The following is an 11,194-nucleotide window of genomic DNA, read 5'->3' as shown; positions in this document are numbered from 1 at the left end:
CCGTTTACATAAATAGTTATGGGATTTTTCATTTTTGAACATTTTTGTTATATTATCAGAAAATTAAAACTTTTTATTCGAAGGGTGATTTTTATGATAATTAAAAATAATGAATGCGACTATTGTTCGGGAAAAGGATATTTCCAGCTACTACTCGGTGGCTCAGAAACCTGTTCCTGCTGCGGAGGAAGCGGAAAAAAACAAGATAACTAAAAAAGAAAAGGGTTAAAGTATACAATATTGACGAGCCCCTCCTCATTAAGTACACTAGTAATGATGCTTCTTAGGGAGGGGCTAGTACAGATGTCTATACCTATTTTACTTATATCCGTGCTTTTATTTTTTGTTTTATTCTTTGGAATCGGCTTTTTGCTGAATATGCTTTTTCGCTCTTCTTGGATTATGGTTTTTATATTTCCTTTAGTAGCCATTTCAATCGTTAATAAAGTGAAATTAATTGAGTACTTCAGGAATCCGGGTGATTCTTTTGGACAGCTTGGGGAGAATTTTTCAGCATTACATACTGCTGATATTATCATCTTGCTAAGCGGACTTGCCGGTGCAATTTTAGCTGGATTTGTCATAAAATTGTTGCGAAAAATGGGATACCGAATGTTTTAGGGAAAAGTCAGGCTGCATGTCATATGCAAGCCTTTTTTTTCGCTCTTTTTCCTGACTTTGCTTGTTATACTAAAAAAATAATTCGCGCTCATAGGAATACTTCTCTGTTTTTTGGGAAAGTAATATTCTTGTGAGGAGTGAAAAAATTTTATATGAAAAAAATAAAAAGCATATGTAAAAGGGTCGCTATTATATTGTTATTTATATTGGCACTTCATACTACTTTCGTTCACATTACCGGAGTCGACGCAAGTATGTACATGACAGAAAGATATAATTCTTTTAAGAAGGAACCAACTGTAAATAGAAATCGGAACGATAATCTTGGTTTTAAAGCATTGCAGGTTGATAACATGAATGAAACGGTGACTTCGGTTACGGAACAGAAATCAATTGAGGAATCTTTGGACTTTTCCGAATATCCCAAGCATAAGGTTGTGGCAACCGGTTACACAGCAGGGTATGAATCTACTGGAAAGAATCCAGATAGTCCTTCTTATGGAATCACATACTCGGGTGTAAAAGTAAAACGCGATTTGTATTCTACCGTTGCGGCGGACTTAACAGTATTTCCGGTGGGGACGATCCTCTTCATTCCGCATTATGGTTTTGGAGTCGTTGCGGATAAAGGCGGAGCCATAAAAGGAAACAAATTGGACCTTTATTATGATACCGTCGATGAAGTATATAATGATTGGGGAAAAAAGACATTGGACGTATACATAGTGAAGAAAGGAAACGGACGATTATCCGAGCAAGAATTGACCGCATTGAATGAAGATAAAGACATGCAGGTTTTCCGCCAGCAATATACCAGGAAGGCGAAAAAATAGCCTTCAATTCTATATAGGTTTCACATGAATGAGCCAAAAATATTGATTAACAACTTTAAATTCATAAATTCAACTTATATAGTCTATTTCCAAAGTGAAAAGGCTAATACTTATTTACCAGCAAAAACCTTGCTCCAATTTCGGGGCAAGGTTTTATGGTGTTGCTTAAAAATGTATTTCTAACGCCCTATATTTTTCGGGATGAAGCCTTTTTGCAAGTTTAGTCAAGCCTTCGATCAGGCGAGGGGATGGCCGACAGTATAGAGGTTCTTCAAGAATGAGGATTTTGTCACTTTTAACGGCATCCATCTCATCCCAGCCTTTGCGTTTTTTTACCAGCGCGGGTCTGACTTTTTCTTCGGGAACGCCAACCCATGCGAGGCAAATAAAGTCGGGATTGCGTTTAATGATCTCTTCGGGTGACACCTGGACGCTTGCAAGCTCGATATCTTCTAACAGGTTATAAGCCCCCGCTAGCCGGCTTATTTCAGTCAACCAGTTAATGCCTCCGGGGCTGAATAGCGGATTCGGCCACCATTCCCAGTAAAGCGAAGGCTTGTTTGCAATCGTAGCGGAAACCTTTTTAAATTGTCCGATTATATTTAAAAACTCTTCCGCTTTTTGTACGGCTTGTTGTTTTTTACCTACAGCTTCCCCCAATATCTTTAAATCATTGGCTATATCCTCAAGGGACTGCGGGTTCAGCACAATATGGGGAATATTTCTTTCCTCCAACTGTTTAACGTTCTTTTCCATCCCTGGCACGCTTAAGGAGGCTAACACCAAGTCTGGCTGCAGTTCTTGAACCCGGTCTATGTTGATCGATAAATCTGGACCTAATTTAGGCAGGCTGGCGACGATTTCGGGCCAGTCAGAATAATCATCAACTGCGATCAGTTGGTCTTCGATACCAAGATAGGCGCAAAGTTCGGTATTGCTGGGACATATTGAGATAATCCTCACATAGATTCACCTACCCTTTAAAAATAAAAAAATGAAGAAAAAGTGCGATAAAGATTCCTGTCAGCCCGCCAAAAAATACTTCAATCGGCTTATGGCCAAGCAGCTCTTTTAGCTTTCTTTGCTTTTGCCCCTCTTCTTTATTTTGCCATTTTTTTGCTTCCGAAACAAATACATTGAAGTCCGCAACAAGCTTATTCAGTACCGCAGCCTGCTCACCTGCCTGACGCCTTACCCCTGTGGCATCGAACATCGTAATGATAGCAAATATCAATGCAACCGCGAATACAGGAGAGGTCATCCCGGCTTCCAGTCCCACGCCTGTTGCCAGTGCTGTCACCGCCGCAGAATGGGAGCTGGGCATTCCTCCGGTGGAGGTGAGCAGCGACCAATCCAACTTTCTAAGGGCGATATATTGAATCGGCACCTTAACGAATTGAGCGAAAAAAATCGCCGTCAAGGATGCGACCAAAGAGAAATTCAAAAACATTTCCATGCGACCAACCTACTTTCCACTAGTTATTCTTCATTGCAGAGGTTTTTGAATAGTTTTTCCATAATCTTTTCTGATTACGCCTCTGATTCCATAGATATATTGTCTTTAAACTAATTGGATACACACTAAACGTAAATCAGAAAAAATCTTTTTTACTTATAAAATTTTTAGATGAAGTGAAATTTCATAATTGATGGTAACTTCGATATAATGTATGAAAGAAAAGTTTGGAGGTAGAACAATGTTTGCTGTTCAAAAGAACATTAACTTAGATGATAAACAGGAATGTCTCCTGATGGGCGTTTTTGATAAACCGGTCAAGCTGGAAGGAGTGGCACAGGCTGCAGATGAAAAGCTAGACGGTCAGTTGACGGAGTTGGTAAAGGAAGGAGAGATTTCTTCCAAAAAGAAATCAGTAGCCAAAGTACATACCCTCGGGCGCCTTGGAGCAAAGAGATTGATTTTCGTAGGTTTAGGAAAGGAAAAAGAACTGACGTTTGAAAGCCTGAGAGAAGCGTTTGGTAAGGCTGTTAAGTTCTTGAAAGGCTCCAAATTAACTAATGTGTCCTTGGCACTGGATACATTCACGACAGCAAATGTGGATGCGTTAGACACGGCCCATGCTTTCGGCGAGGCATTGGCACTTTCAGCCTATGAATTTGCGGGTTATAAGCAAAAATCAAATGAAGTCGATAAAGCAATTGAGGCGGTCACAATCTATAGCGAAGCCGATGAAGAGGAGATTTCAGCTTCCTTAACGGTAGGCCATGTGTTCGGAAGAGCTACAAATTCGGCGAGAGATTTGGTAAACACTCCCGGTAATTTGCTTACAGCTACCGATCTCGCCAATTACGCATTAAAGCTTTCTGAACGCTATGGTTTTGAAGCGGAAATCCTTGAGAAAGAAGAAATGCTTAAGCTTGGCATGGGAGCCATGCTAGCGGTTAACCAGGGATCAACAGAGGCTCCGAAAATGATCGTTCTGAAATATCAAGGCAAGGAAGAGTGGAAGGACGTTATCGGTCTTGTCGGTAAAGGAGTTACCTTCGATACGGGAGGATACTCGATTAAAACCAAAGCCGGCATCGTCGGGATGAAAACGGATATGGGCGGCGCGGCATCCGTTTTGGGCGCCATGGAAATCATCGGGGAATTAAAACCGGAACAAAATGTGGTCGCTGTCATCCCTTCCACAGATAACATGATCAGCGGAAATGCGTTCAAGCCGGATGATGTCATTATCTCAATGAGCGGGAAAACGATTGAAGTGCTGAACACCGATGCAGAGGGACGCCTTGTCCTTGCTGACGCCGTTACATATGCGAAGCAACATGGAGCAGATTACTTGGTCGATGTTGCTACATTGACGGGCGGTGTCATCACAGCGTTAGGGAATGAAATGACCGGCGCGATGACCAATAATGAGGAATTCTTTGAACAGGTACTGGAAGCTTCCTTTGAAGCGGGGGAACCGATGTGGCGTCTTCCGATTACGGAGAAAGACAAGGAACGCGTGCGCGGAAGCAAGATAGCGGATTTGAACAACTCACCGGGAAGTGCGGGCCACGCTATCATGGGGGGAGCGTTTATCGGAGAATTTGCCGAACGTACACCTTGGGTGCATCTTGATATTGCCGGAACTGCTACAACAAGCAATGCTTCTGATTTAGGCACAGCCGGCGCTACAGGAGTGATGGCAAGGACTCTGGCGCTTTTGGTGGAAAGATTTACAGCGGAAAAAGAGTAATAAAAAACCGAAGCTTTTTACAGGCTTCGGTTTTTTTACTGCCCGCTCAGCCTTGTGAAAAAAATCGTCTGAAAAGAAGGGTTTTTGAGAGGGAATGAAGAACCAATTTAAAAAAAGATAGAGAAGGAGAACCGAAATGAACCTTGAAAAAACATTAATGAACACATTGGGAATAGAGATTACCGAGCTGCGGGAGGGCAAGGTGATCGCGACGATGCCGGTCGATGAGAGGACCTGGCAGCCATTCGGCCTGCTTCATGGTGGCGCTTCCGTGGCCCTTGCTGAGACAGTGGCGAGCATTGGGGGTTTTGAATTGGTGGACAAAGAGAAGGAAGCGGTCGTCGGCCTTGAAATAAACGCGAACCATATCCGCGGAAAAAGAAATGGCGTAGTGACGGCGGAAGGGAATGTTCTGCATCAAGGGAAAACAACGATGGTATGGGATATAAAAATCCGTGACGAAGAAGAGAGACTGATCAGCGTATCCCGTTGTACCCTTGCGGTAATCTCCATTAAAAAAGATGCAGACGCTTAGGCGTCTGCATCTTTTGGTACCAAAGGGACTACAAATAAAGTATTTATAACCAATTATTCCCTCTCAATCAGGGAAGGCTTTGATTCCCGGCTCTCCTTCAAGTCATCCTCAACGCTCTGATCCCAAAGCTTAACGTCCGTATTATAGGCAGCCCGGCTGATCAGATGGCCGGCAACCGGAGCGGTCATGAAGATAAAAAATATGCCAAGTAAGATTCTCGAATTAAAATGGCCATGTTCCACAAAGAAAAAAATAAATGTGCCGGTCAGCAGCAACATAATTCCTAGTGTTGAAGTTTTCGAGGCTGCATGGTTACGTGTATAGACGTCAGGGAGTCTGATGATGCCGAACGCCGATACTAGCGATAGGAAGGCACCCAGCAAGATAAATGCTCCTGAAATGAATTTAAAGATCTCGGTCATTTTCGATTACTTCCCCTTTCTCTATGAATTTCGAGAACGCAACGGTTCCGATAAACGAAAGGATCCCTAATAAAAGAATGCCTTCCAGGTAAGCGGTTGTATCCAGGAGCATGGAAGTTAGCGCCATAATCGCAATTAGGTTTATGCCCATTGCGTCTAAGGCCACTACTCTGTCGGGAACGGTGGGACCTTTAATTAACCTGTATAGGAGGCCAAGCATGGAGATGGAGACACAAAGCAGGGAAATCTGCAAAACAATCTCAAACATTACTTGCTCACCTCCATAATCGCTTTTTCGAACGAACCTTTAATATCCTGGATTGCTTCTTCTTTATCAGCGATATCCATGGCATGGATATAGAGCGTTTTATTGTCGGGAGAAACATCCACTACGAGAGTACCCGGTGTTAACGTGATCAGGTTTGCGAGAATGGTGATCTCCCAATCCTTCTCCAGTTCCGTCTCAAGGGCAAAGATGCCCGGCCGGATATCCAGCTTTGGTCTGAGAATGACCTTTAGCACTGAAATATTGGAAAGAATCAGCTCCCTGGTGAAAATAAGGATCAGTTTCACAACCGCAAAGACACGCAGTAAATAGAACCTGCTGTCGAAAAACCTTCGGATGCCCAAGATTATCAGCAGACCAAAGAAATAACCGACTAAAAAGGTGGTCCCGGTATATTCATTTTTTAAAAACATCCATATAAAAGCAAGGAACACGTTCAACAATATTTGAAAGGCCATAAAATTACTCCTTTAAAACCGCATTGATATAAATGTCGGGCTGCATTAGCGTCTCCGTTGCTTGGGAAATGAATGGGTAGACCGCCTCCGCAGCAACACCGTAGACAATCGATACCGCAACAAGGAGAGCAGCCGGAAACAAAAGCCGTTTGACTAGCACACGATCGGCATCCGCGTATGGACGTGGCCGGGAGGGAGAGGGGGGCCCCCAAAAACCATTGATGAAAATTTTCATGACAGAGTAGAGCATCATTAAACTAGAAAGAAGAATCACCGCAAAACCAACATATTCCCCTCCACTTACAGCTCCTCGCAGCAGTAACAGCTTACCGGTAAATCCGGAAAATGGCGGGATGCCGGCAAGCGAAAGGGCGGCGATAAAAAATGTCCAGCCGAGGAAAGGATAGGAATTGAGCAACCCGCTGATTTCACGCAGGTTGCTGGTGCCCGTTATCTTAATCATGACCCCGATCAAAAGAAACAAAGCTGCTTTGATGATGATGTCATGAATCATATAAAAGATCGAACCAGACAACCCTTGTTCATTCATTAAAGAGATTCCGAACGCGATAACCCCCACAGCAATCACGATATTATAGATAATGATTTTCTTTAGATCCCAATAGCCAACCGCCCCGATGACACCAACGATAATCGTTGGGATGGCAAGAATCCCAAGAAGTTCGTGTGTATAGCCCTGATCATGGTAGAAAAGCAACGTATAGGTGCGCATAATCGAATAGAGACCGACCTTGGTCAGCAGTGCTCCGAAGAGAGCAATCACCGGGATGGGCGGAACGTAATAGGAACCCGGCAGCCAATAAAACAAAGGGAAAATCGCCCCTTTCAAGCCGAATACAATCAAAAAGGAAACAGCAATAACTGTAATGATGCCCGGCTGTCCTGCTTCGGCAATCCTTCTGCTGATATCGGCCATATTCAGCGTGCCCACGACGGAATAAAGATAGGCAACGGTAATGACAAAAAGTGCTGACGAAATGACATTCACAAGAATATACTTCAACGATTCCCTAAGCTGTGGCTTTGTGCCGCCCAATACCAGCAGGACATATGAAGCCATCAGCATTACTTCAAAGAATACGAACAGATTAAAGATATCCCCGGTTAAAAAGGCCCCGTTAATGCCAACGAGCAGGAATTGAAAGACCGGATAATAAAAGAATTTTTCTCTTTCAATACCGATCGAATAAAACGAATAAACCAAAATCGCTATTCCGACCATGCTTGTCGTAAGCACAAGCAGGCTGGATAGCATGTCCGCCACCATGGCAATTCCAAACGGTGCCTCCCAGCTGCTTACCTCGAGTGCCATAATCCCTTGATGATGGACATTCCGAACCAGGACAATAGAAATCACGATTCCAAGAATTACAGAAAGCAGGGACAGAATCCGCTGTGCTTTTATCTTTTTTGAAAAGAAAATCAGGATGATGCCTGTTAAGAACGGCAGCAAAACAGGCAAGAAAACGATATTATTCATTAGCTTCTTTTCCCCTCAATTGATCCATATTGTCCGTTCCAAGCTCTTGGTATGTCCTGTAAGCGAGGACAAGAAAGAAGGAAGTAACCCCAAAGCTGATTACGATGGCCGTTAAGATCAGCGCCTGTGGCAAAGGATCGACATAAGATTTAGCTTGTTCCCCGAGCAGCGGAACCGTCCCTCGCTTCAATCCGCCCATCGTTAAAATAAGCAAATGAGCGCCATGGCTAAGTAATCCGGTACCAATAATAATGCGCAATATGCTTTTTGAAAGCATCAAGTACGTAGCGCTCATGAATAAAATGCCAATTACAACTGCCATTAATACTTCCATTATTCACTCTCCCCAATCGTTTGAATAATGGTCATCGTCACTCCAATAACGACAAGATATACGCCTAAATCAAATAGAACTGCTGTATGTAACGACGTGTGACCGATTATAGGCAAATCAAAATACTGATAGGCATGGGTCATAAACGGAGCATCAAAGACCAGCGCTCCGGTCCCGGTTAATGCTGCAATCAGAAGTCCGATCGCCACCACCAGCTTGTAATCAATCGGCAAGATATTTGCCACCGTTTTTATATCATAGGACAGGAGCAGCAAAACGATGGCCCCCGAAGCTAATAATCCTCCCACAAAACCTCCCCCGGGTGAGTAGTGCCCCCCGAAAAATATATAGATAGAAAAAAGGAAGATAACAGGGGATGCCACTTTTGTAACGGTTTGAAGGATCAGATCATTCGTTTTCATCCGTCAACTTCCTCCTCGTCAGCCTTAATTTAATCATCGCAAAAATGCCAAGGGCTGCAATTCCTAACACAGTAATTTCAAACATCGTATCAAGGCCGCGGAAATCTACCAGAATGACGTTAACAATATTCTTGCCTCCAGCCTCCTTATACGCGTTCTCCAAATAGTAGCCGGAAATGGAGTCAAACAATTTGTTACTGTGCGATGATAAGGCGATTAAAGCAACTATGACACCAACACCTATAGAGATAAGTGCGTTATTCAGTTTGAAGGTCATCCGCTCTTCCTTCCTGCTCGGTAGCTTCGGCAAATGATAAAAGCAAAGCAGAAATAGAGCAACGGATATCGTCTCGATCACCAGCTGGGTAAGGGCAAGATCAGGGGCCCTGAATAACACAAAGAAAATGGATACCATATAGCCTACCGCCCCAAGGATGATGATTGAGGTTAATCTGGACTTTGCAAAAAGAATCGCAATGGCACCTATAGCGATGATCGTTGCCAGAATCAGTTCATAGATCCCGATGGGTGCAGTGTTTTCACTATCAAAAGCAAAGGCATCTTTCCAGAAGAGCGTAAATCCGAGTGAAACGATAAAAAACAGAAAAATATAAACGAGATAGGTTCGGATATAGCCTGTCATAAACAGCTTTGTTATCGAGATGAAGACTTTTTCGCCTCCTTTAAGAAGCGAATCATAAAAGCTGTTTAAAGACAATCGATCCGGCAATATCCCGTAGATTTTATTCCATTTGTTCAATGTGAGGTAAAGAAGCACCCCAAAAATGATGACCCCGATGGTCATGAATAACTCTGGCTGAAAGCCATGCCACGGTGAGATGTGAACATGGAATTCATTTTTCGCTAGCCCGGGTTGGATCGCCGCAACGACGGGTTCAAGGATGCTCGAAGCCAGAAGGTTTGGGAAAAGGCCGAATATTATCACCAATGAAGCCAGGATAACAGGGGGTATCAACATACCAATCGGCGCTTCATGTGGTTTTTTCTCCAGCATTTCCGGCCGAAAAACTCCTGTAAATGGCTTAAAGGCAATAATCAAGCTGTAGATGAATGTAAAAATACTGCCCGTCCAGGCGATAACCGGAAGCAACACACCCCATGTGTCCAGATTAAATAAATCCATTTCCGTTACAAGGATCATAGCCGCAAAGAACATTTCCTTGCTTAAAAACCCGTTAAAAGGGGGTACACCTGCCATTGACAGCGCACCGATTAAAGTAATCGTGAAGGTGATCGGCATAAAATTCATCAGCCCGCCCAGTTTGCGGATATCACGAGTCCCTGTTTCATGATCGATGATTCCTGCGGCCATGAACAGGCTCCCCTTAAAGGTAGCATGGTTAATCAAATGAAACACGGCTGCGACAGTTGCGGCCATATATATATTTTCATTCATGGTTTCATAGTGGAGAGCAGCAGCCCCTAGTCCTAATAGTGACATGATCATCCCGAGCTGGCTAATCGTCGAAAAAGCGAGTATCCCTTTTAAGTCAGTTTGCTTCACTGCAGAAAATGAACCCCAGAATAAAGTAGCGATTCCGAAACCGGCGATGAGCCAGAGCCACAATCCGGATTCGGCAAACACAGGACTTAACCTTGCGACAAGATAGATCCCTGCCTTTACCATGGTAGCCGAATGAAGATAAGCACTGACGGGCGTAGGAGCCTCCATTGCATCGGGTAGCCAGATATGGAACGGAAATTGTGCTGATTTTGTGAAAGCCCCAAGCAGTATAAGCAGGATGGTGGCGTTAAATAATGGATGGGCCGTCAATTCTCCACTCTTGCCAATAAGCTCACGCACGCTGAAGGTTTCACCCATGAAAGCCAACAGCACAGATCCCCCAAGCATACTAAGCCCGCCCAAAACGGTGATCAGCATCGATTTTTGGGCACCGTAGCGGGAACGCTCCCGATGATGCCAATAACCGATCAAAAGGAAGGAAGAAAAACTGGTGAATTCCCAAAACATATACAAAACAATCAGGTTATCTGATAATACCAAACCAAGCATTGCACCCATGAAAATTAGCAAATATACATAAAAATTATGCAGTTTTTCTTTATCCTTATCGAGATAAAAAATCGAATACAAGATGACGAGTGCCCCGATGCCTGTGATTAGAAGAACAAATAACAGACTTAAGCCATCCAGATAAACATCAAAATTCACATCCAGCGAAGGGATCCAGGCGAGGCTTGCCATTACCTGCTCCCCATTGCTTGTCTTTGGGATGAATATGAAAAAGTATATAAACAGCAGGATAGGAATAATAAGTACAAACCATCCGGTATGAATCCACCTGAAACGCTTGTACATAAGCGGTACAAAAAGCGCAGCCACAAAAGGGAAAAAGACGGCCCAGTGAAGCATTGACATAGGTTCAGCCTCCTTAGTGAGTAACTAGTCATCAAAAAGTCCTTTTATATTATGTAAAGGTGCACATGTTTTATTTATGTATCGAAATGCATGTTTTTTTCGGTAACAAATAAGAGATTTCTTATAAAGTATAAACTAATTTTTAGGCCGGTGCATTTCATATCGGTTTCTCAAGCCT

At 43.4% G+C, this 11,194-nt stretch carries 14 protein-coding genes; 5 read left to right on the top strand and 9 right to left on the bottom strand.

Annotation, left to right across the window (positions count from 1 at the left end; translation table 11 throughout):
* The first annotated feature begins 93 nt into the window (after window positions 1-93).
* From D0463_RS19330 to D0463_RS07910, 3 genes are all read left to right on the top strand, one after another.
* Window positions 94-213 (top strand): YuiA family protein, encoded by a 120-nt coding sequence (locus D0463_RS19330; protein WP_160118381.1) that lies wholly within the window; start codon window positions 94-96, stop codon window positions 211-213.
* 90 nt (window positions 214-303) lie between these two features.
* Window positions 304-621, top strand: coding sequence for a YuiB family protein (locus tag D0463_RS07915; RefSeq protein WP_117306859.1), 318 nt, complete (start codon window positions 304-306; stop codon window positions 619-621).
* A gap of 152 nt (window positions 622-773) precedes the next feature.
* Window positions 774-1,454 carry a 3D domain-containing protein gene (locus D0463_RS07910; RefSeq protein WP_117306858.1) on the top strand — a complete coding sequence of 227 codons (681 nt, stop codon included), beginning with the start codon at window positions 774-776 and terminating at the stop codon, window positions 1,452-1,454.
* A 165-nt stretch (window positions 1,455-1,619) separates the two neighbouring features.
* Here D0463_RS07910 and D0463_RS07905 read toward each other — a convergent pair whose 3' ends face one another.
* Window positions 1,620-2,417 (bottom strand): cobalamin-binding protein, encoded by a 798-nt coding sequence (locus D0463_RS07905; protein ID WP_117306857.1) that lies wholly within the window; start codon window positions 2,415-2,417, stop codon window positions 1,620-1,622.
* A gap of 10 nt (window positions 2,418-2,427) precedes the next feature.
* A complete protein-coding gene (locus D0463_RS07900) occupies window positions 2,428-2,910 on the bottom strand; it encodes a divergent PAP2 family protein (RefSeq protein ID WP_117306856.1) in 483 nt (160 codons plus the stop codon).
* Between the two features lie 241 nt (window positions 2,911-3,151).
* Between D0463_RS07900 and D0463_RS07895 the strand changes: the two genes are divergently transcribed.
* Window positions 3,152-4,657: a leucyl aminopeptidase gene (locus D0463_RS07895; RefSeq protein ID WP_117306855.1), complete on the top strand. Its 1,506-nt coding sequence runs from the start codon at window positions 3,152-3,154 to the stop codon at window positions 4,655-4,657.
* 136 nt (window positions 4,658-4,793) lie between these two features.
* Complete coding sequence (locus D0463_RS07890; RefSeq protein WP_117306854.1) at window positions 4,794-5,192, top strand: hotdog fold thioesterase; 399 nt, start codon at window positions 4,794-4,796, stop codon at window positions 5,190-5,192.
* A 53-nt stretch (window positions 5,193-5,245) separates the two neighbouring features.
* On the opposite strand, the gene mnhG is transcribed toward D0463_RS07890, so the two are convergent.
* The 7 genes from mnhG to D0463_RS07855 are packed head-to-tail and all read right to left on the bottom strand — an operon-like array spanning window position 5,246 to window position 11,016.
* Window positions 5,246-5,614, bottom strand: a complete 369-nt coding sequence (gene mnhG / locus D0463_RS07885; RefSeq protein WP_117306853.1) for a monovalent cation/H(+) antiporter subunit G — start codon at window positions 5,612-5,614, stop codon at window positions 5,246-5,248.
* Complete coding sequence (locus D0463_RS07880; RefSeq protein WP_117306851.1) at window positions 5,598-5,882, bottom strand: Na(+)/H(+) antiporter subunit F1; 285 nt, start codon at window positions 5,880-5,882, stop codon at window positions 5,598-5,600. The genes mnhG and D0463_RS07880 overlap by 17 nt, the downstream gene beginning before the upstream one ends.
* Entirely contained in the window at window positions 5,882-6,358 is a 477-nt protein-coding gene (locus D0463_RS07875) for a Na+/H+ antiporter subunit E (protein ID WP_117306849.1), read from the bottom strand. The genes D0463_RS07880 and D0463_RS07875 overlap by 1 nt, the downstream gene beginning before the upstream one ends.
* A gap of 4 nt (window positions 6,359-6,362) precedes the next feature.
* Window positions 6,363-7,859, bottom strand: coding sequence for a Na+/H+ antiporter subunit D (locus tag D0463_RS07870; protein ID WP_117306847.1), 1,497 nt, complete (start codon window positions 7,857-7,859; stop codon window positions 6,363-6,365).
* Window positions 7,852-8,193, bottom strand: a complete 342-nt coding sequence (locus D0463_RS07865) for a Na(+)/H(+) antiporter subunit C (RefSeq protein ID WP_117306845.1) — start codon at window positions 8,191-8,193, stop codon at window positions 7,852-7,854. The genes D0463_RS07870 and D0463_RS07865 overlap by 8 nt, the downstream gene beginning before the upstream one ends.
* Window positions 8,193-8,615 (bottom strand): Na(+)/H(+) antiporter subunit B, encoded by a 423-nt coding sequence (locus D0463_RS07860; protein WP_117306843.1) that lies wholly within the window; start codon window positions 8,613-8,615, stop codon window positions 8,193-8,195. The genes D0463_RS07865 and D0463_RS07860 overlap by 1 nt, the downstream gene beginning before the upstream one ends.
* Window positions 8,602-11,016 (bottom strand): Na+/H+ antiporter subunit A, encoded by a 2,415-nt coding sequence (locus D0463_RS07855; RefSeq protein WP_117306842.1) that lies wholly within the window; start codon window positions 11,014-11,016, stop codon window positions 8,602-8,604. The genes D0463_RS07860 and D0463_RS07855 overlap by 14 nt, the downstream gene beginning before the upstream one ends.
* Between the last annotated feature and the right edge of the window lie 178 nt (window positions 11,017-11,194).

Origin of the sequence: Bacillus sp. V59.32b (assembly GCF_003429085.1) — a bacterium.
GTDB lineage: Bacteria > Bacillota > Bacilli > Bacillales > DSM-1321 > Peribacillus.
Note: the sequence above shows the minus strand (reverse complement) of the source record. Positions and strands in the feature narration are given on the sequence as shown.

Coding starts and splice junctions, on each gene's coding strand:
- D0463_RS07860 (WP_117306843.1), bottom strand. CDS start 8,615: ATGAAAACGAATGATCTGATCCTTCAAACCGTTACAAAAGTGGCATCC.
- D0463_RS07895 (WP_117306855.1), top strand. CDS start 3,152: ATGTTTGCTGTTCAAAAGAACATTAACTTAGATGATAAACAGGAATGT.
- D0463_RS07915 (WP_117306859.1), top strand. CDS start 304: ATGTCTATACCTATTTTACTTATATCCGTGCTTTTATTTTTTGTTTTA.
- D0463_RS07875 (WP_117306849.1), bottom strand. CDS start 6,358: ATGGCCTTTCAAATATTGTTGAACGTGTTCCTTGCTTTTATATGGATG.
- mnhG (WP_117306853.1), bottom strand. CDS start 5,614: ATGACCGAGATCTTTAAATTCATTTCAGGAGCATTTATCTTGCTGGGT.
- D0463_RS19330 (WP_160118381.1), top strand. CDS start 94: ATGATAATTAAAAATAATGAATGCGACTATTGTTCGGGAAAAGGATAT.
- D0463_RS07890 (WP_117306854.1), top strand. CDS start 4,794: ATGAACCTTGAAAAAACATTAATGAACACATTGGGAATAGAGATTACC.
- D0463_RS07910 (WP_117306858.1), top strand. CDS start 774: ATGAAAAAAATAAAAAGCATATGTAAAAGGGTCGCTATTATATTGTTA.
- D0463_RS07865 (WP_117306845.1), bottom strand. CDS start 8,193: ATGGAAGTATTAATGGCAGTTGTAATTGGCATTTTATTCATGAGCGCT.
- D0463_RS07855 (WP_117306842.1), bottom strand. CDS start 11,016: ATGTCAATGCTTCACTGGGCCGTCTTTTTCCCTTTTGTGGCTGCGCTT.
- D0463_RS07870 (WP_117306847.1), bottom strand. CDS start 7,859: ATGAATAATATCGTTTTCTTGCCTGTTTTGCTGCCGTTCTTAACAGGC.
- D0463_RS07880 (WP_117306851.1), bottom strand. CDS start 5,882: ATGTTTGAGATTGTTTTGCAGATTTCCCTGCTTTGTGTCTCCATCTCC.
- D0463_RS07900 (WP_117306856.1), bottom strand. CDS start 2,910: ATGGAAATGTTTTTGAATTTCTCTTTGGTCGCATCCTTGACGGCGATT.